Below are 20,112 nucleotides of genomic sequence, written 5' to 3'. Positions count from 1 at the left end.
GGCAACAGCGGCGTTATTATCATTTCTAATCCTAAGCGTGGTTTTAGACATTGTCATCAGGAGTTGTTCCTGTACCAGGCTCCCCATCATCGGAGGTTAGTTCTGCACCGATGACCCGAATGATGTCATTCGGATAAATATGTACGCCGCTCGCCTGCGCGAGAGCAATTCGTACCATAGCTCGTGCGATGAACGAAGCGGGAATGGCCCGATAGGAAGCGAACCTGCCCGTCATTAGGCCATCTAGCGCTTTCATGACAATCGTGGCAGCGGCTTCGCCAAATCGTCGTTCAGATCTCGCTCCCAAGATGAGCGACGGACGGAACAAATGCAGTGCAGGCAATCCGATCGCGGCAAGCGCCTCTTCAGCCTCACCCTTAGTACGGTTATAAAACACACGTGAATCCGGGTCAGCGCCCATCGCAGAGATCGCAAGCATCTGTACTGCTCCAGCCTCTTTACCCAACTGAGCTGTCAGAACCGGATAGTCCAGATCCACCTGTCGAAACTGCTCCTTAGAGCCAGCCTTTTTCATCGTTGTCCCAAGGCAGCAAAACACATCATCCACCCCTTCGAGGGCGAAGGCCGACTTCTGTGGTTGTTCCCAGTCGATGAGCGCCTGCTCTAGCTTGGGATGCTTGATGTCCAATGGACGCCTGCCCAAAACCATGACGCGGGTGTATTCTTTTTGCACCAGTAGCTCCCGTACAACATAACCCCCGACAAGCCCTGTGCCACCCACAACGACCGCTTTACGTTCCATGATATACCTCCTAACGCTCCTTGTCCCATGATTGCGATCAGGTTAATTTAAACGGCTGTTCGTCCGCCTCCTTGCTGTCGGACGGACACATAGGCAGGTACAGGGAAAAAGTACTTCCCTTGCCTTCTTCACTCTCCAGACGGATAAATCCGCCTAACAAGCGGGAAAAATCACGGCTGATGGACAACCCCAGCCCAGTTCCACCATATTTACGATTAATCGAACCGTTCGCCTGCTGGAATGCCTCAAAAATAACATGCTGCTGAAGCTTGGATATACCGATGCCTGTATCTTTTACAGCAAATACAACCCAGTCTCCCTCCTGACCCTTTCGATCCAGATGCTGTGTGCTGATTTTCAGCAATACACGCCCTTCATGAGTAAACTTAAAGGCATTGGACAATAGATTGCGTAAAATTTGCTGTACTCGTTTGGAATCGGATCGGATTTCATCCGGTACATGTTCATGCACATTCAGGCTGAATTCCAGGTTTTTATCCTTCGCTGTGACATCAAAATGCATCATCATCCCCTGCGCAATTTCACGCACACTGACTGGCTCACTTACGATTTCCATGTGCCCAGCCTCGACCTTGGATAAGTCCAGAATGTCATTAATCAGTTGGAGCAAATCATGGCCCGAGGCATAGATTAGATCACTGTACTGGTATAGCTCGTCCTCATCCAGCTCTTTTCCCTGCTCATTGATAATCTGTGCCAGGTTAATGATGCTGTTAAGAGGTGTACGTAACTCATGCGACATCGTTGCCATAAAATCCGATTTATACTGGGAAGCCATCATCAGTTGCTTGGCGCGTTCCTCTAAAATAATCTTTGCCTTTTGCAGCTGATCACGCTGCTCTGACAACAACTCATTCGCCTGCTGAATCTGATAGTTTCGCTGCTGCTCCATCTGAAAATCACGTAATATCAGTGCAAATAAAAAGCTGAGGATAACGCCGATAGGCAGTGTAAGAGGAACGACCTCTACTACATAATAGCGCCAGGGAATGACGCCCAGAAAGGCAATATTTAACGTATTTACAATATTAACCACTAAAATGGTTACAGATGCCTTAATAATCAAGCGCCAAGTGGAGCGGCGCATCCAGTAGTTCAAACCGGCGCATAATACGCCCAAAATGCTCATATTCAGAAAACCGACCCACGCCGCCATATTCAGGCCGAAAGTAAATCTCGTAAGACCGATTGCTACCCCAATAATAATCAGCGTGTAGGAACGGGGATACACCAATGCTGCGATAATGAGCGGAACAAAACGCAGATCGAAAATAACCGTTTCATTGAAATTAAAGCCAAAGCAAGAACTGACCCATCCGCCAAATACCACCAGCAACACTGAGCTGACATATTTGAACCGCGTAGACGTACGACTCAAGCCATATTTATAAATCACGTTCGCCACATAGGCAACGGCAATCAGCATCCCCAAATTCATTATAAACATCGTTGAAAATTGCATGGATTCACACTCCCATTGCGCGAGAAATTGGATGCCAGGCCTATGCTAGCCGATTTTGCCTTACTCGTACATCATAACATGAAGCCCCATCTTTCGACATATCCAAGAGGCTTGCGTGTGTGTATAAAAAAAGCGAACCGCAACGGCTCGCCCTAGTGGGAGTATCTATAGAGTCAGCTTGGAATGCCTTTGTTCCGGCGCCACTCCTTGACAAATAATTCGGCAAAGTAAGGATCCCACTGGGTTCCTTTACCCTCTTCCAATATCATAACCGCCTTCTCTTCCTTCATACCTTTCCGATAGGGACGATCCGACGTCATCGCATCATAGGCATCTGCTACGGCTATGATGCGCCCAAATAGTGGGATGTCTTCCCCGGAGAGCTGGTCAGGGTATCCCTTGCCATCATAACGCTCATGGTGCGAGCGCACGCCGGGCAGATAAGGGGCCATAGCATAAGCCGGCTCCACTTGCCGAAGAATACTCTCCCCCATAACCGGGTGCATTTTAATCTGGTCAAACTCCTCGTCCGTCAGCTTGCCATCCTTAAACAACACAGCGTCAGCCACACCGATTTTACCGATATCATGCAGCAAGGCTGTTTTACGCAGCAAGTCAAGATCCGTCTCGCCCAAGCCGCCCTTTCGCCCAATGAGTACAGAGTATTCGGCCACGCGCAACGAATGTCCTGCGGTATAGGCATCCCGCGCATCCAACGCTGCAGCCAAAGTGGCAAAGTAACTGTCTAATAGCTGACCGTTCTTTTCCTCTCGTTCCTTCAGGCCCTCGATCATCATGTTAAATCCTTCGACCAGCTCCGCAAACTCGTCCGAATACAAGTCACTGGCGTTACTGTTCAGGCGGCCTTCCTTCACTTCATTCATTTTTTCCAACAAGTGATGGATCGGCTGTTCGATCTCACGGGTTAGCAGCCTGCCTCCCAAATAGGCAAAGGCTACACCAGATATTAAAATCGTACCCGCCCATGCCCAATAGGAGCCGGAATCCGCCGCCTCCAAACGTTCCAGCCGAATCTGCGTAGCTAAACAAAACAGAAATAGTGGAAAAGCACCAATTAACGTTGCACTTAACTGAAATTTATGCCGAAGTGACAGCAGAACTCGACCTCGCAGGGACAGGTTCAATCCATATTGCTGATAGGTTCGATCCCGAATCTCCTCCAGCAACGGTTTGATTGCTCTCATGGTCAGAAAAAATTCAACCAGTGCATGCATGGAAGCGACCAAACAAGCTCCTATACAGGCGATTCCTACATAATAAAAGGGAAAGGTAAGTTGTCCAGTATGTATCATCCATAGTGCAATGACGGCTGCCGGGATAGAGAAGCCTAGCAAATGCGGTCCAACAATACGTAAAACTGACAAATTAGGCAGATGATGAACCCGGATATACACCGCTTCTACATCCTTGAGCGTCTCCTGATTGCCTTGAAAAAAACGATGAACGGGTCTTAAGTGCATTCGAAACACTATGGTTTCACAGACAATCATAATGACGCTGGAAAATGCAACAATTTTGACAAGACCCAGAAGCTCATAGTGGGCTACATTTAACGTGGAAAACACAAAAATCATACATACCAGTAGTACAGCAATAAATGAACCTATAATATAGTTCAGGATAACATGCTGAATAAAGCGCTTATAGATCGGCAAAATGCTACCCCTCTTTTCATCCGTACGCTCATAAAATATCTTTGTATTCAATATCGGAGTCCAGCCGTCAAAAGTTAACCTTCTTCCATGAGCAATTTGCATGAATCCTAGGAAAATAACACTAGCGAGCGGTCCGCATCGGATTGCGGCTTTCGCAGGGCACCTTGGTCTGGCAAAGTCCGCAGCCGGCACCCGATTCAGCCTCACCGCCGTTTAAAACGGCCCACTTTCGAGATTCCTCGCCGTACACAAATTTCATGCAGGCGATTTTGTCATGACCGCCTTCCTTGCTGATGGCCTGCACAGGACAGCGGGTAATGCACACACCGCAAATGCCTTTGCTGCACAGCAGACAGTTACCGGTATGGCTCAGGTTCGAGGATACTCTGACATCAGGCGGCACCTGCAGATCCGTTACTACAGACAGCAGGCGGATGGCAATTCCTTTCTCGGTGATGAAGCCATCGTTGATACTGAAGGTGCCGAGACCGGCTGCATACGCGATATGCCGTTCCGACCAATTAGAGACCGGACCACCTGTGGCACCGTGGATGTTGTACCAATCCGTATCCAGCGGCGCCACAGCTCGATAGCCAAGTCCAGTCAGATATCCCGCCAAATGGTGCCTTGCCGACCGCACAAAATATTCATCGCCAAAGGTCCGTAGTAGCGCCCACTCTCTGGAGGCTCTTGCTTTTTGCGCACGATTGGCCTTGCGAATCGTCTCACTGATCGGCAGCACAACACTGACAACGGTGCCTCCACCAAAACTTCCTGTGCCGAAGGTCCGTTCGAAGGCTTCCTGCGGCGTAGCATGGTCGGGGCCCACCACTCTTTTATAATCCTCAAACAAAGGATCATTGGCCTCTGCAAATTGAATAATCGGTTCCTCGTAGTAAGGGCTCTGTAATTCTTCGCAGAAATTGCACTTGTCTTCGCTCACATAGGTCTTCATCTCGGCTGCGATAAGTTCTTTCATGTCTGGTACGGGCGTTACCATCCTATCCACATCCCTCTTCTTAAGTTATTGTGATTCTCTCGAATTCCTGGCGGATACCCGGTGACCGATGAGTGACTGCGTTACATATCTGAACCCCCTATACGTGTATATACACGAATAGGACAGCATGGCCTCCCTTATTAGGCGAAGGCTAATCACAGTCTCAATTTTTCAATTTTGGATAACAGTGCGGTCAATATCTGCAAATCGGCGCTTCCCAGTGACTCCTGTAAAAATAACTGCGCCTCCTCCCAGAGCTCTGCTGCATCGTTATATAACGCTTTTCCTCTCTCTGTCAGGGTAAGGCAGCGGTTCCGGCTTCCCTCAGCGGATGTATCCTCCACATACCCACTTTGCTCCAGGGCCTTCAAATTGCGCACAAGCGTGGTTCGGTCGAGTCGCATCTCCGATGCTAATTCGCTTACGCTTACGGGTCCCAGTACCGTTAAGTGCTTGAGCAGCGAAAACTGGCTGATATGGAGTCCACTTGGAGCCAGATACTGGTCATACAGCCCTGTTACAGCCATCGAGGCACGACGCAGATTAATGCATGTGCAGACTGAGGGCGAGTTATTCTGTGATGTTTTTTTGTCTTTCCTTGAGGCAGTCATAGTTCTTGTTTCCTTCCATCTTTCGTGTAACTACACTATTTCAAAATTCGCACGCTCTGTCAGGGCAATTTATCACAGCCTCTATTCTCTGCAAATGAAAATAAGTCTAATCCATTGCAGAAAGTGCATTATTTCCAGTCTACAATCAAAAAAACCAAAAATCCCTTGTGTTTTAGAATCATTATTGTTATACTGTATTAGTATGTATTAACCCCATAGGATTCCACGCAAGAAGCTATACTCCTATCACCGCATGGAGCTTCTCCAAATTTTATGTATAACCCTAATGTAGAATTTTGAGCTTTTGCCGAAGATTTTCACATTCACACTGGCGCGGTCATCGGAGCCGCAAGGACGAAAGAGAGGTAGGGCTTTTGTCGTTTGGAAAATAAACAGAGGAATCAGACTGCCCCTTATGAACATGCTGACCATATAATACAAGGTAGCAGGGGTTAAATATATATTATGCCGTCAAACGATGAAGTTTGAGCAGGCCGTGCAGTATACGCAAGCTGCGCAGATCCTCCGGATGATCCCCGGGGGATTTTTCATATACGGAAAACGCATCTATGAACAAAAAAGTGACCCTGCCGATACATCGACAGGGCCTATAGCTTGATCAAAAAGGGGTTAATAGGGTCATTATAGTCTTGCTTTCTTAAAACAAAATGATATGCACCTTAAAAACTCATTAATTTTCCAGCTTTATATGGCTACTAATAATTCGTCCAATATTCCATACTACCGGACTGTATCTTTTGGGTAGTAGGGCGTCCAGCTTCCACTTGGGCAGGCTTGTAGCTGGAAGGACGCTCCCATCCTTCCAGTAAAACAATATGCTGGGTACCTGTGTTAGTTTCCCATGTGATATAGCGTTCTTGTTCCATATGTCGCAATGCAGCTGTAATTTCAGGGTCTCGCCTACCCGTTTTTGCTGACAATTCAGCCATTGTAGGCATATGGCGATGCTGAGCAAAATAATTATACAAAATACGTAGTAGCTTCCGTTCCAAATCCGGCAACATCGTTACCCCTCCCAAAGAACATATGTTCCTATTATAACACATAAAAATGCACCCTCCTACTGGAAGATGCATACGGGCTTGTATGCCCATGCTGAATTTAGTTTTTTTCCTTTTCCTGACGACCGATAGAGCGCAACCACCAAGAGATTCCTCCAACGCTTCCAAGCGCCAAAACCGTCAAGAAAATAATATAAAACAAATGAAATGTACGATCACTCATGGCAATCGCCTCCTTACTTTATGTATACACTTTCCGGCTAAGCCTGTAAACCTCTTTTTGATCCCACAATCACATTTTCGCCAAACATTTGACAATAGATACTTGCTTAGGATGCATCGGTGCACACTTATCAAAAATGGTTAATATCAAATAGGAGACAGATCAAGGAGGTTATCGAATATGAAGTTTCTATTGATCGTGATCATCATTGCGCTGATCGTTGTTTTGCTCATGAGAAGACGCAGATGAACGAAGACATCCTCTATGGTTAACTGAGAATACAAAAAGGGCTTTCGGTACATCACCGAAAGCCTTTGTTCATCTGAGGTTAAGGCTGAACTACGCCTTGTTCTTTTTGCTATATTTAATAAAAGCAATCACAAGCGCTATAGCAAACAATATTCCGCTGACTACCCATGTGGTCAGAAACGCCATACCCAAGCCGACATTAGCCCCCATGGTCGGGTGCTTCATAGCAGTAAACACCGAGCCCTGCATCATAAATATGGTACAGAACAAAACAACGGGTGCCAAAATAATTGTGCTTGCGGTCTTACGACTACCAGATACTGCAATCACACACAGAGCAGAAATCACCAAGATCACCCAATAGATAACTGCTTCCCAAATCGCTGAAGTGCCCACCTGTTCGACCTCTTTTCTATCCATCATATATACCTCTTCTATTGTAACAGACGTCACACAGTGAACCAAGCCATAATTTGATTAGAAAAGGGCTAAACCCTGCCGACAATGTAAATAATGTATAGTAGCAGACAACCCTACATAGAAGAAATGAAAGGAATTGATCTTATGAGAAGTGCAAGTCCTTTTGTCATTGTGAACGATGTGCAGCAGTCGGTTGACTACTACCAATCTGTTTTAGGCGGGAAAATCAAAGTACTGAACAAGCAGGACGGCAGGCTCTTACATGCCGAACTGCACCTGGGCAGCAGCCATATCCATTTTTCCGATTCCTATGGTAAACCACTGAAAGCACAGCATGTCCAAATCATTCTCGACTGTGAGAGTGAGGATGAGCTTAAACAGGCTTACCATGCACTATCCGAAAAAGGCACCATCACTGTAGAACTACAAGATACCTTCTTTGGTGCGCTACACGGCGAAGTAACGGATCATCTGAATCAAATTGGATGGGTGATGAACTATTTTAAAAGATGATCACGTTTAGCCATAACTGAATACGTCTTGTAGCCGCCATCAACGTTTCTCACCCGATATCCGGATTGGGTTAGAATTCTGGCCGCTAGATAGCCGCGTAGCCCGACTTGGCAGGATACCGCGATCTCTAGATCACGGGGAATTTCCGACATCCGCTCTCTGATCTCGGCCAGAGGAATATGAATAGAACCTGGAATCGCTCCTCCCTGTAGCTCCATCGCATCCCGGACATCAATAACAAGACCACCATTGCGGTAAAAATCGTCAACTTCATGCCACTGTATCGTCTGGACCAGCCCATCCAGGATGTTCGAAGCTACGTAACCCGCCATATTCACTGGATCTTTAGCTGAAGAATAAGGAGGTGCATAAGCAAGCTCGATATCTGCCAGCTCACGGACGGTTAAATGGCCGCGAATCGCCGTCGCAATAACATCGATCCTTTTGTCTGCGCCATCAGCACCAACAGCTTGCGCTCCGTAGATCATCCCGGTCTTCGGATGAAAGAGCAGCTTCATCGAAATGGGTGATGCGCCGGGATAATAACCGGCATGTGAACCAGGATGAATATGAATAGCCTGATAAGGAACAGCTAGCCGCTGCAATGTTTTTTCATTGTTACCTGTAGAAGCTGCGGTCAATGCAAAGGTCTTAATTACGGATGTTCCGAGCGCACCATCATAGGAAATCGGCTGACCATTAATATGATCCGCTGCCAAACGCCCCTGCCGATTGGCTCCCCAGGCCAGCGATACCATCGTTGCAAACCCATGATTGCGGTCTTTGACCTGGATGGCATCACCTACCGCATAAATGGACGGATCACTGGTTTGCAGCTGTGCATTCACCTGAATAGCGCCGCGAAAACCTAGTTCCAATCCGCATTGCTTGGCCAACTCATTTTCAGGCACCACGCCAATCGCCAAAATAACCATATCCGTCTGAAGCATCTCCTCAGAGGTCAAACGTAGCCGTGTACCCTGTTCTTCAAAAGCTGCGACTCCTTCCTCTAAACGCACCTCCACCCCGTTCAGCTGCATATGCTGTTTCACCAGTTTGGCCATTTCAGGGTCAAGCGGATTCAACACTTGTTGTCCTTTATCCATAACGGTTACTGCAAGTCCACGCTCCCGCAAATTTTCAGCCATCTCCAGCCCAACAAATCCAGCACCAATTATCGTGGCATGCTTGGGTTGCCTTTCATCTACATATGCCTTAATAAGGTCGGTGTCATGAATGTTTCTTAACGTAAATACATTTGTAGCTTCATGTAGTCCGGGAATGTCTGGTATCATCGGTTTGGCTCCCGGCGACAATACCACAATATCGTACGGCTGCTCATCCATCTCTCCTGTGATCATATCGCGGTAACGGACAAGCTTATGCTCGCGGTCTATTTGTATTACTTCTTTCAGCACCCGAACATCTATATTAAATCGGTCTCTAATGCCTTGAGGCGTCTGGAGAAACAGCTTCTCCCGTGCCTGGATTGTCCCCCCAATATAGTAGGGAAGACCACAGTTTGCAAAAGAAACATGCTCACCGCGTTCAAACAGAATAATCTCGTCTTCCTCATTCCATCTACGCAATCTCGCCGCAGCAGAAGCTCCACCTGCTACCCCGCCAATAATAACTATCCTCTTACCCATTTCTTCCCCTCCTCATATACCCTATGGGGTATAATATATACCTATGGGGGTATGATGTCAACAAACAAAAAAGGCAGAGGTTACCCCCCGCCTGCTCAAACCCTAAACAAAACCCGATTGGAATCACAAATCACTTGCGACTGCTGCAAAAATGCCCTATCTCACTGGGCTAACAAGCCGCCAACTACTGTTTATTACTGTTGACTGGCCGCGATTGCCTGCTCCAGATCATACAAAATATCGTCTATCGCTTCGGTCCCGACAGATAAACGTAACAGCTCCGGTTTTACTCCAGCAGCCACCTGTTCTTCTGCGCTCAGCTGCTGATGGGTTGTGCTTGCCGGATGAATAATCAAAGACTTGGAATCGCCCACATTCGCCAGATGAGAAAACAGCTTTACATTCGCAATCAGCTTGCTTCCCGCCTGACTCCCGCCTTTGATACCAAAGGTCAAGATTGCCCCTTGTCCTTTTGGCAAATATTTTTGGGCCAACTCATAGGATGGATGGCTCGGCAATCCAGAGTAGCTGACCCACTCCACATCCTTGTGACTTTCGAGGTATTGCGCTACTTTCAGGGCATTCTGACTATGTCTTTCCAGCCGCAGATGCAATGTTTCCAAGCCTTGAAGCAGTAGCCATGAATTGAACGGAGAAATGGCTGCTCCCAAGTCACGCAGCAATTGCACCCGTGCCTTGATAATGTACGCGATAGGTCCCACCGCCTCGGTGTATACAACTCCATGGTAGCTTGGGTCCGGCTCAGTCAGTCCGGGGAAACGACCACTCGCTTTCCAGTCAAACTTGCCACTGTCCACGATTACCCCACCAAGAGACGTACCGTGTCCGCCAATAAACTTGGTTGCCGAATGCACAACAATGTCCGCTCCATGTTCGATAGGGCGTAATAAATAGGGGCTTGGGAACGTGTTATCCACAATCAGCGGAATACCATATTCGTGTGCGATCGCTGCTACAGCTTCTACATCCAGCACATTGCCCTGTGGATTGCCAATCGTTTCGGCAAATATGGCCTTCGTTTTATCCGTGATGGCTTGGCGGAAATTCTCCGGATCATCCGAATCGACAAAATGCACCTTAATACCCAATTTCGGTAGTGTAGTAGAAAACAGATTATATGTACCGCCATACAGGCTGGAGGCAGATACAATTTCATCTCCAGCTCCCGCAATGTTCAGAATGGAGAAGGAAATCGCCGCCATTCCAGAAGCTGTGGCCAACGCGCCAGCTCCGCCTTCCAGTGCGGCAATTCGTTGCTCGAATACATCCGTAGTCGGATTCATCAGACGCGTATAAATGTTGCCGAATTCTTTCAGCGAGAACAAATCAGCCGCATGCTCGGCATCCCGAAATCCATATGAAGTGGTCTGGTACAACGGAACGGCGCGGGCAAAGGTATTAGGATCAATCTCTTGTCCGGCATGGACAGCGAGGGTTTCGAATGACAGCTTGCGTTCTTCTGACATGATTATTGCCTCCCTTGTTATACGTGCTGTATGAATCGTCTCTTCCTGTATGCGTAGTCTTGGATGATTTTCCAACTATTCTCGCACAAAAAGAACGATTTGGGAAGATAATTCTCATTATTCAGGTAGGATATTATTATTTTATTGAATAATCAGGTTTCCGCTCGGAAGGTTTTGCCCAAATGCTCACCCAGACCAAAATAATGGCGGAAATTATAGATGAGCGGACTCCACTTTGCTGGATCAATATGATTCTCTCCGAGGATCATATCCTGATGAACATGCACCTGTATGGCTTGAGTTTCGACGATCGCAAAATAAGGAGAATGGTCAGGAATCCGTATCTCCTTCACTGTGGCTTCGATTTGAATAGGGCACTCCCTGATTCGGGTGGGCTTGACCCTATTCGATTCAATCGCAGTCAGTCCGCTGATCTCATACTTATCTTTTTGATATGAAAATCCATTTTTCTCTTTTTCCGCTGGAACGGGATTCTTGCCTGTAAAAGGAGCCAAACGCTCTACATTTTCCCACATGGAAGGCCCAGGAACATTGATTACACATTCGGGATGCCGCTCCATATTTTCTAATGCTTTGCCACCTGTTCCAATACCTAACACCACACAATCTCCTAATGCCCACGAGGAGGAAATAGGGCTAATATTGGTCGTTCCATCCTCATTCAGCGTGTTGAGTAAAATCACAGGGGTTCCGTAATATAAAATGCTAGGGGTTATCGTTTGTATGCTTGGGCTGACATTCGATTGATTTATTTGATTCATTGAGTCCATGTTTTATTCTCCTTCTGTTCAGATCTGCCTCCTTATTGTAAAATGTAAACATTTCAACCTTCATCGAAGTATGGATTACAAAGGGGGATAACCGTGCCATGAGCACCCAATCGAATGTAGCCATGATTGCTTCTCTTGTCAGCGAGCCTTCCCGTGCAGCCATTCTCACCGCTCTATTAGACGGCAGATTCCACACGGCAAGTGAATTAGCCCATATGGCAGGTATCAAACCGCAAACCGCCAGCTTCCATCTGGCTAAAATGACCGAAGCACAAGTCATTACTGTAGAAAAACAAGGGCGGCACCGTTACTATGGCATTCAAGACCCCGAGGTTGCCCAGGTGATGGAGTCACTTTTGTCCATAGCTCCACCTGTTCCAATCAAGTCATTCAAGCAAGCCTCCGAAAACGAGGCCATACGGTTGGCAAGAACTTGCTACGACCATGTTGCGGGTCATTTAGGCGTACAGATCATGAGTTTTTTCATGCAAAAGGGGATTCTTTCCGAGGATCAAGACGGACTTCATATCACCCAACAAGGAGAGATTTTCTTCGCTGACTTTCAGATCAACCTCAAGAATACAAGACAAAAGCGTCGCTCCTTCTCACATAAATGCCTGGATTGGAGTGAACGACGCCATCATCTTGCCGGTGCTTTAGGAAGTGCTCTTCTGGACAGATTATTCGAATTACATTGGGTCGAGCATCTGCCCACAACCCGAGCGATACGCATTACAGCCGAGGGTAAAAGAGGTTTTAAAGAGGTATTTTCGATAGAGATCAGCTAGATAATCATAGTTCTAATGCTTTTTTTGTCCCGCATTGAATGTTATGACTGGGGACAAGGACCTTTGTTTCCTCGTCAATGGCCGGACATAGGCATAATTGTTTTTTGGAGCCTTTCCTTTTGCCACACCTGCTTTATATCCTCCAGCAGCAGCCGGAATGGCAACCAAGGTTCCATAGGTTCTCATCGCCCGTTCAATTGGGAAAGATACAGAACGCATTCCATCGGTAGATCCGGCAAAATGAACTGCGGCTGCATAATTGTTCAGCCGATCGTTACTGTCATTCAGCCATACGGAACCCGAATCTCCAGGTCCAGTTCGTCCCTGGGTAAAACGAATGACGGTTTGATCACGGAAAATCTCGATTCCCGAATCGCCCCTCACTCTTTGTTCCACGCCAATCGCCTCCACGACTCCTCTGGCGAAGCCGTTTGTTTTAGCCATTCTTTTAAACGTCATCCCCAGACGATAACTCAATAAGTGCCCAGGTACGGTAATGAGACCACCACTTTGGTTAATCAGATACCTCGGATTAAGCAGACTATTTGAATTGGCAATAGCTATGGCAGAGTCCTGAAAGTTAACACCTGTCGTAGTAAGCGGGACAAATTGAAAGGCTCTCCCGATCTGATCCGCCGTTCTGCCACCATCTGCCGGAGAAGGCTGAATGGTATTGTGAAATTGGTTTGTATTCGTTGGGACTAGGACATGGGCATTACTCAAAATAAACAAAGTATTATTCTTAATAACAATGAGTCCTCCGGTTCCTCCTGCAGTGGTGGGAACCGTCGTTCCTACACTGACCGCACCGGGCACGGGGCGCCATCTTTGGCGTGGGTTCGTTTGGGTAGGAGTCGCCGCTTCCCTTTTGAAAGAACCCACACCTAAAATTCGGATAGGTACCGCAGAAGCCTGACTTATATTATGGGTTACTGCCTGCAATTTGGTTTGCGTCACAGCCGAAAGATTTCTCAAGGTGTATACCACAATCGCCGCGCCCTTTGCCGGTCTATTGGGATCAGCATAACCTACTCCAATCCCTGTTACTCCGTTCCGTTTGAGCATCGTTCGCCATATCCGACTCTTCAGCTTGAAGGCTTGATAAAAGGTAGCCACAGCCACATACATCTCCTTTTCATAGTCAATGATGTATATACATATGACTAATCCACACATTATGACTGTGCGTTTCCCCAGAACAGTGAAAAAGGTGTGGGCTGGAAGCAAACGACTGCTTTTATTGATCAGTCTTCCTAAAGAACTCTACCATTTCGATAAATGATTGCTGAGCTGAATGTACGTGATATCGGGGAGAGTACGGATCACTGAATCCGTGCTTTCCGCTGAATTTATGTACCCGGATATTATGGTTGTCTAAAGCTGAAATGAGCTCATCCACATTAAATGATATTTCTTCCTGTGGGAAAAAAAGTAGTGTTGGACAATGTGGAGTTATTTCCAAATAATTTCGAATACGAGAGCCGTAGTATCCTACGATTCCATCAACATATTTTTCTTTGCTACACAGCCAGGCAATCGTTGCCCCGATGCTAAATCCAACGATAAATACCTTTTTATAGCGAGCTCGAATACTTAATAATAAACTTTCAATATGATAGGAAGCGTATTCAAATCCTATATTTTTCATAAAATGGGCATAGGCAGCTTCCTCTTGCGAATAGTCAAAAGGCGTTTCTTTGCCTATTAAATTTGGACAAATCACGTCATAACCCTCATCTGATAATAAGCTGCAATAATTTTGTATATGCTGGTTAATTCCATAAATCTCATGCAGCACGACAATGAGGGTGTCCGACTTCTTATCTATGCTTATCATGTTGCCCCCCTAGGTTTGAATATGGGAAAACAATCCAACCGGATACGTATATTTATACTCTTATATTAACAACCTGTAGATAAGCCTCTTCAGATATCGGAGGAGTACCTGAGATTGTTGTGGTCTGAGGGATGATTTTGGTTTCCATTTCCCGTCTTATCGAGTCAGAAAACTCATCAAAGGGCTTATTCTCTCTTGCCCGGGACCCTACGATATAAATAGCAATAATTTCATCATTAGAAATTCCCCATTCGGATATACGCGCTTCGAGCATTTCGTAGGCACTATTCATACTTTCTAGCCTCCCTTTTTAGAAAATACTATATCCAATATGATCATTTCGCTATATATTTTTAGTTGAAATCTAGAGAAATGCTACCTGACATACACCACTCATCCAATCAATTCTACATCTTCATCCTGTGATATAATTCCTTCAATATCATTGTATGGAAGGATGGTGCAGATGTCGGAGCAGCAAGTATACGTCCGGTTCCCAGAAGAAGTGGACGTCACAGAATTGACAGCAATGTACAAACGCAATCGGGAGTTCTTTGATACGTTTTCGCCAAACCACCAAGAAGAGCACTATACGGAGGAGCACCAGCTCCAAACGATTATTAAGAGTAAGGCTGACATGGTAGAGGATCGGAAATATTCCTTCGTGGTGTGCCACAAGGAGGACGACCAGATTATAGGCAGCATAGGTCTATCTTTTGTAGTAAGGGGACCACTTCAGAGCTGTATGATCGGATACAGCCTAGACCAAGCCTATAACGGCAAGGGTTATATGACGGAGGCGGTGAAGCAGGTGGTTCGCTACGCTTTCGATGAACTAAAATTTCATCGGATCGTCGGAGAAGCCTCTCCTCGGAATCCAGGGTCCATCCGTGTGCTTGAGAAGGCTGGCTTTCACAAAGAAGGCATTTCTCGAAGCAACGTAAAAATTAATGGAAAGTGGGAGGACCATCAGGTTCTGGCGATTATCAATCCATCAGAGGATATCTAAGTTTAATGAATATTGGTCTTGAAAGTTAATGGAAAAGAAAAGTTATGACAACCTATTAGAATGCGTTAGTTGAATGACAACAGCGACAGTCTAAGACTTTACTTTTTAAGTCTTGTTCTGCCGCTGTTTGAATTTTTGCTCAATCTAAAACTTTATTTCCAATGCACATTTTACAGAAACTATATTCGTTTTGCTGGGAATCTCAGTGCATGATTTCTTTCTTATTCACCTTAACGCCGGATAAGGACTGATCAAACATTTCGAGAATAAAGAGGAAGCGCTCAGCTTCACGAAATACATGATCAGCTAATAGAGGATGGATAATGCTTTTTATTCGGCACTCGTCAATCAAATCACGCGCTGTTTTCTTAAAATCTCGCAAGGACTTAACAGAGATACGGTTTTCGTCCACAAATTGACTCAGAAGTGGAACGGTCTGCGACTGTGGACGCATATAACTTAAATCAATCGCCTGAAACATCAGTGTATCAAAGTCATTACTAAACTCCCTAGCTTGTTCAACCAGTTTGCGTTCGGATGGATCCAGCAAATGGCCTATGAATTTTGCGTGATCGGCCATGATCTTTAAGAAAAAAATATTTTCATCAATAATAGCATCGGGTAATGGTTCAAGCGTTCCTGAATTGAGTTCCCCTAAACGATTTCTGAAATAATTCGCTTCCCGGCTTACATGGTCTACCAGTAAGGGAAAATTGGTTTGTCCAGGAAGTTTGCATTGTAATATAAGCCCCAATACCATCCTCTTAAATGCCCAAATATTTGTCGCCGCATTCTGTACTTCCGTATTAAACTCTTTGATTGTATAAGGATCTGTATTGATATTAAATTCATACGATCTTTTCTCAATATCCTCAAAGATAGCGTAAAACCGATTGGCTTCTGTTTTAAGTTGAGTATCTTCCGCTCTAAAGCCTAACCCCAGAAAAAAGGAATGCTCCTTCATAATCCTGGACCAAAAACGTATTTCATCTAATGAGCGTGAAACAAATGCATCCAATGATATCCCTCCTCTAAATGAGCAAAAAAGTACTTACTTAGTCATATGGGATATAACAGGTCATTATGAATATCGAAGTTCAACGTCTCATACGAATCCAATTTCGAAATTGAGCCGGAGTTATTAAATCATTCAGGGTTTTCTTCCGCTACCAAGTCTACCCGAAACTCAAGCTGGTCTCTCATAAAAATTTTACCTGCAATCTTGACCGATTCTGGCTTAATCTCCTCTACTATTCCCCCATAATCCTCAAATGTCACGCGTAATTCCTCATCAACGGATACCACATATACATGCGCCTGGACCAAAGCGGCTCCGAACAGTTCCATATCTGTCTTCAATACTTTATATGTACGTTTCACAACGATCACCTCAAATATTTTCATTCGGTAGATTATATATAGATTCCTTCTGCAACAAGCATTTCTGCGTATGTTATCTCATTTTCCTTATTCAAAAATTAAATTCCATAATATAACTCATATTTGAATATATATCATTTAATGTTTGGACAATTATCCCAATTCAGTTTTATAATTCACCTGTTAATACATAATTTTAGGAGGAAGTCATGAATAATAAAATGTTTAAAAGAATGGGGAGTATCTTGTTAGCCCTACTTATTGGAGTTTCGGTGTTCTCATTGTTCCCTAACGTTACAAAAGCTGAGACTACAAATGTGACTTGGTCCGATGGATCTCTAACAAAAACCATAACTGAATGGAACCAAACCGATATTGCTAATGTAGGTAAAAGCTCAGGGAAATGGTATTGGGAGATAAAGCTTGATGGTGGATATGGTGAAGTTGGATTATTCGGTCCAGGCAAACCACCAATTAGGTATGAAGGGTATAACGGAGTAAATTATGGGCCTACAAATGACTCTATTAAAGCTGGAAGTTATAGTTACGGGAATGTGTATACAGTAAATGATGTTATATCTGTTGCTTTAAATCTAGAAAATGACACACTAACCTTTTATAAAAATGGTATCTCACAAGGAGTCTCGAAATATACTCCTTCTTCACTAGGTAAGACTGTATATCCTTATATAAGAAACCCTCAAGATCAACCTGCTACTTATACTGCTAATTTTGGGGCAAGTGATTTTAAATATCCAATTCCTGAAGGATTTTTGCCTTACCAAGAATCAAGTACATCAACAACACCTAATCCGTCCACAACACCGGATCCATCTACAAAACCCGATCCATCTACAACACCTGATCCCTCTACGGCGCCTGGTTCATCTACAACACCTGGGTCGTCCACAACGCCAGATCCGTCGGATACAGATGGTTCCTCACAACCAACTGGTGACCGCGCCATTCTAACTGTAACGATGGACAATGGATTTGATAAAGAATTCGATCTGAGTAAAAAAGAATTGAATGCCTTCATCGCTTGGTATGACGCTAAAGATGCGGGCAGAGGTGCTTCATTCTTTGCCATCGATAAACATAATAATAACAAAGGCCCGTTCAGCAATCGCAAAGACTACGTAATCTTCAACAAAATTCTCACATTCGAAGTAAGTGAGTATTCAACCAAATAAACTTTATGAAGGACTTCATATCAGCTAATATGCCATTGAAGTCCTTTTTTCATCTACTCATATCTAAGTCACGCTTAAATTGCTTTACAGACAATATACCTTTTAGGCAAAAGATTTGTAAACCGCCTATTTTCAATAAACCTACACTTGCCTTCCAACTTGATTTGGATTAAGATCCATATTTTTAGTGTACACCTTGTTCATACTCTAATTAAAAGTCATTAATTATTATGCTTTTCCAAAGAAACGCTAGCTGTCAGGTAATGTCTATCTCATAACATGAAAAAAGCTTTCCATAGCCACCTTTGGGGTGATTATAAAAAGCTAATCTGCTTTGCAGCGTCTATAATGCTCGCTTAAAATTTTTCAGGAAACTGTTTGACAATACCTTCTGTCAGGAAGTCCGCTAAATGAATCATATGGATCTCATTTTTATCGGTTGCTGCAATATCTGCTTTCCAATCTCCTTTGAGACAGTTAAGGACTATTTCCGTAATCAACTGAAGGTGCGTATACAGCATATCTTGTAGCGTTTTGAACTGCCAGTTCGGATTCGCTGCACTTAAAAATTTGGCGATATCATCGGCGTTTGTATGCCAATCCGCCTCTAGCTTTTTCACGTCCGCCTGATTGCCCGCTTTGGCAGCCGCTACGATTTTCCCTGCGATCAAAATATGCTCTCTCAGAAGATCAGCCAGCTTATTCCCAGCAGCTTCCCCATAATAAGGCTTAATCACGTTGCCTATATCCTGTTGGTTCCGTAAAAGTCGGTCCAATACATCCTTTTGGTCTGGACGATTAGATATGGCGCTGACAATATAGCTTCTCGTCCATATCGTATGATCGATCCATACCTTCTGCATATCGACTTTCAGTTGCACCATTTTGGGACTTAGGCAAATGTTCCCCTTATCCTCCCCCGCCTTCGCTTGCACGACAACTAGTGGATTCATGCTAAAAACGAGCGCCAAGGTTAACGACAATGCCAGTAACCATTTATTTTTCACATTCTTCTGCTCCTCTTACGTTTGGATTAAACAGGCTGTCTTATTATGGTTGAAACATCTAATTCTATACCACCCCTGCAATCATCTTACAAAAACTTGATTTCGTATTTCAACACACAAAAAAGGCCCGCCGGTGGTAAGCCAGCAGAGCCTATGACTCCATGGTCCAAGTAAAAGAAGCAATTCTGATGAATAAAGCTACGTCCTGGAGTACCCGTATAATCGTTTCGAAGCTAAATCCTTTTTGGAAAATAAGCCATGCTGATGGGCATAACCTATTTTGCCCGGTGGACCGTCAGGTTGACCCGATTCGTCTCACACATAAATGTAGAGAGATGAACAGGCTCATCGTTTGCATCAAAAGCAATTTTCAATATCCGGAATAAGTTCGCCCCGATATCACATTCCAGAAATTTCGCATAATCTTTAGTCGCACCGATCACATCAATGATCTTGTCATTGCTCACGATCTCGGTGTTATAATCCTCCGCCAGAATCTTGTAAGTCGATTCTTTCATTGCGATCTTTTTTTCCAAATCCGGAAACCGGGTCAGCGAATAATGGGCTATATCATAAAAAAGTGGGCGGTCATCTACATACATCAAGCGTTCAAGCTCCAACACAGGGCTGCCTTCTTCAATAAGAAGATGTCCAGCCACCTCTTCAGATGCCGGGATTACTTCGCTTCTTAATATCCGTGAGTTTGGAATCATGCCCAGCTGGTGGCTGAACTCCGAGAAACCGCTTACGGATAACAGTTCATTATGAAATTTATTGGAGGCTACAAAGGTGCCTCTACGAGGAATTCGCGTCAGGGTTCCTTCCCGCACGAGCTCCTCAATTGCTTTCCGTATAGTGATTCGGCTTACACTATAAGTATCACAGAGTTCTGCTTCGGTTGGAATCTGTTCATCCGGTTTGTACCGTCCGTCCTGGATATCGTTCTTCAACATTTGCCTGATCTGCATGTACAGCGGCTGGGGGGTTGAAGGATTCAAATTCATGGTAAAT

Annotated in this window: 22 protein-coding genes; 4 read left to right on the top strand and 18 right to left on the bottom strand. The window is 45.0% G+C overall.

Features of this window, described 5'->3' with window-relative positions:
• Positions 1-43 precede the first annotated feature (43 nt).
• The 8 genes from MKX36_RS02670 to MKX36_RS02635 all read right to left on the bottom strand — a co-directional run bounded on the left by MKX36_RS02670 (position 44) and on the right by MKX36_RS02635 (position 7,450).
• Complete coding sequence (locus MKX36_RS02670; protein ID WP_340864163.1) at positions 44-763, bottom strand: NAD(P)H-binding protein; 720 nt, start codon at positions 761-763, stop codon at positions 44-46.
• Between the two features lie 37 nt (positions 764-800).
• On the bottom strand, positions 801-2,246 hold the full coding sequence (locus tag MKX36_RS02665) for an ATP-binding protein (RefSeq protein WP_340864162.1): 1,446 nt from the start codon (positions 2,244-2,246) through the stop codon (positions 801-803).
• 173 nt (positions 2,247-2,419) lie between these two features.
• Positions 2,420-3,922, bottom strand: coding sequence for an HD-GYP domain-containing protein (locus MKX36_RS02660; protein WP_031462759.1), 1,503 nt, complete (start codon positions 3,920-3,922; stop codon positions 2,420-2,422).
• Positions 3,923-4,043: 121 nt separating this feature from the next.
• The gene (locus tag MKX36_RS02655) at positions 4,044-4,922 is read right to left on the bottom strand and encodes a (Fe-S)-binding protein (protein ID WP_340864161.1); all 879 of its coding nucleotides are present in this window, start codon (positions 4,920-4,922) and stop codon (positions 4,044-4,046) included.
• A 155-nt stretch (positions 4,923-5,077) separates the two neighbouring features.
• Complete coding sequence (locus MKX36_RS02650; protein ID WP_017428040.1) at positions 5,078-5,533, bottom strand: MarR family winged helix-turn-helix transcriptional regulator; 456 nt, start codon at positions 5,531-5,533, stop codon at positions 5,078-5,080.
• 716 nt (positions 5,534-6,249) lie between these two features.
• Positions 6,250-6,558 (bottom strand): hypothetical protein, encoded by a 309-nt coding sequence (locus MKX36_RS02645; RefSeq protein ID WP_277376300.1) that lies wholly within the window; start codon positions 6,556-6,558, stop codon positions 6,250-6,252.
• A gap of 97 nt (positions 6,559-6,655) precedes the next feature.
• Positions 6,656-6,778, bottom strand: a complete 123-nt coding sequence (locus MKX36_RS02640; RefSeq protein WP_016819476.1) for a hypothetical protein — start codon at positions 6,776-6,778, stop codon at positions 6,656-6,658.
• Positions 6,779-7,117: 339 nt separating this feature from the next.
• Positions 7,118-7,450, bottom strand: coding sequence for a hypothetical protein (locus tag MKX36_RS02635; RefSeq protein WP_016819475.1), 333 nt, complete (start codon positions 7,448-7,450; stop codon positions 7,118-7,120).
• Between the two features lie 141 nt (positions 7,451-7,591).
• Here MKX36_RS02635 and MKX36_RS02630 point away from each other — a divergent pair, with 141 nt between their 5' ends.
• Entirely contained in the window at positions 7,592-7,960 is a 369-nt protein-coding gene (locus MKX36_RS02630; protein WP_016819474.1) for a VOC family protein, read from the top strand.
• Here the strand turns inward: MKX36_RS02630 and MKX36_RS02625 are convergent.
• From MKX36_RS02625 to MKX36_RS02615, 3 genes are all read right to left on the bottom strand, one after another.
• Positions 7,945-9,609 (bottom strand): CoA-disulfide reductase, encoded by a 1,665-nt coding sequence (locus tag MKX36_RS02625; RefSeq protein ID WP_340864160.1) that lies wholly within the window; start codon positions 9,607-9,609, stop codon positions 7,945-7,947. The genes MKX36_RS02630 and MKX36_RS02625 overlap by 16 nt on opposite strands.
• A 194-nt stretch (positions 9,610-9,803) precedes the next feature.
• Entirely contained in the window at positions 9,804-11,096 is a 1,293-nt protein-coding gene (locus MKX36_RS02620; RefSeq protein ID WP_019686007.1) for a homocysteine synthase, read from the bottom strand.
• A gap of 152 nt (positions 11,097-11,248) precedes the next feature.
• The gene (locus MKX36_RS02615; protein ID WP_340864159.1) at positions 11,249-11,887 is read right to left on the bottom strand and encodes a flavin reductase family protein; all 639 of its coding nucleotides are present in this window, start codon (positions 11,885-11,887) and stop codon (positions 11,249-11,251) included.
• A 98-nt stretch (positions 11,888-11,985) separates the two neighbouring features.
• Here MKX36_RS02615 and MKX36_RS02610 point away from each other — a divergent pair, with 98 nt between their 5' ends.
• Entirely contained in the window at positions 11,986-12,675 is a 690-nt protein-coding gene (locus MKX36_RS02610; protein WP_025363884.1) for an ArsR/SmtB family transcription factor, read from the top strand.
• 12 nt (positions 12,676-12,687) lie between these two features.
• Here MKX36_RS02610 and MKX36_RS02605 read toward each other — a convergent pair whose 3' ends face one another.
• The 3 genes from MKX36_RS02605 to MKX36_RS02595 form a co-directional block, all read right to left on the bottom strand.
• Entirely contained in the window at positions 12,688-13,803 is a 1,116-nt protein-coding gene (locus MKX36_RS02605; protein ID WP_340866059.1) for a hypothetical protein, read from the bottom strand.
• A 109-nt stretch (positions 13,804-13,912) separates the two neighbouring features.
• Entirely contained in the window at positions 13,913-14,512 is a 600-nt protein-coding gene (locus MKX36_RS02600) for a dienelactone hydrolase family protein (protein ID WP_340864158.1), read from the bottom strand.
• Positions 14,513-14,564: 52 nt separating this feature from the next.
• Complete coding sequence (locus MKX36_RS02595) at positions 14,565-14,804, bottom strand: hypothetical protein (protein WP_330721547.1); 240 nt, start codon at positions 14,802-14,804, stop codon at positions 14,565-14,567.
• 174 nt (positions 14,805-14,978) lie between these two features.
• On the opposite strand from MKX36_RS02595, the gene MKX36_RS02590 reads away from it, so the two are divergent.
• On the top strand, positions 14,979-15,521 hold the full coding sequence (locus MKX36_RS02590) for a GNAT family N-acetyltransferase (protein ID WP_330721548.1): 543 nt from the start codon (positions 14,979-14,981) through the stop codon (positions 15,519-15,521).
• Between the two features lie 202 nt (positions 15,522-15,723).
• Here the strand turns inward: MKX36_RS02590 and MKX36_RS02585 are convergent, their stop codons facing one another.
• Both MKX36_RS02585 and MKX36_RS02580 read right to left on the bottom strand, forming a co-directional pair.
• The gene (locus MKX36_RS02585; RefSeq protein ID WP_016819466.1) at positions 15,724-16,539 is read right to left on the bottom strand and encodes a DUF2935 domain-containing protein; all 816 of its coding nucleotides are present in this window, start codon (positions 16,537-16,539) and stop codon (positions 15,724-15,726) included.
• 128 nt (positions 16,540-16,667) lie between these two features.
• Complete coding sequence (locus MKX36_RS02580; protein ID WP_025363880.1) at positions 16,668-16,901, bottom strand: hypothetical protein; 234 nt, start codon at positions 16,899-16,901, stop codon at positions 16,668-16,670.
• A gap of 209 nt (positions 16,902-17,110) precedes the next feature.
• Between MKX36_RS02580 and MKX36_RS02575 the strand changes: the two genes are divergently transcribed.
• Positions 17,111-18,094 carry an SPRY domain-containing protein gene (locus MKX36_RS02575; protein WP_017428050.1) on the top strand — a complete coding sequence of 328 codons (984 nt, stop codon included), beginning with the start codon at positions 17,111-17,113 and terminating at the stop codon, positions 18,092-18,094.
• 356 nt (positions 18,095-18,450) lie between these two features.
• Here the strand turns inward: MKX36_RS02575 and MKX36_RS02570 are convergent, their stop codons facing one another.
• Positions 18,451-19,101, bottom strand: coding sequence for a glycosyltransferase (locus MKX36_RS02570; protein WP_340864157.1), 651 nt, complete (start codon positions 19,099-19,101; stop codon positions 18,451-18,453).
• A 275-nt stretch (positions 19,102-19,376) separates the two neighbouring features.
• A complete protein-coding gene (locus MKX36_RS02565; protein WP_016819462.1) occupies positions 19,377-20,105 on the bottom strand; it encodes a GntR family transcriptional regulator in 729 nt (242 codons plus the stop codon).
• Positions 20,106-20,112 lie beyond the last annotated feature (7 nt).

It is taken from the genome of Paenibacillus sp. FSL W8-0439 (assembly GCF_038008995.1).
Taxonomy (GTDB): domain Bacteria; phylum Bacillota; class Bacilli; order Paenibacillales; family Paenibacillaceae; genus Paenibacillus; species Paenibacillus polymyxa.
This window is presented reverse-complemented; position numbering and strand designations above follow the sequence as displayed.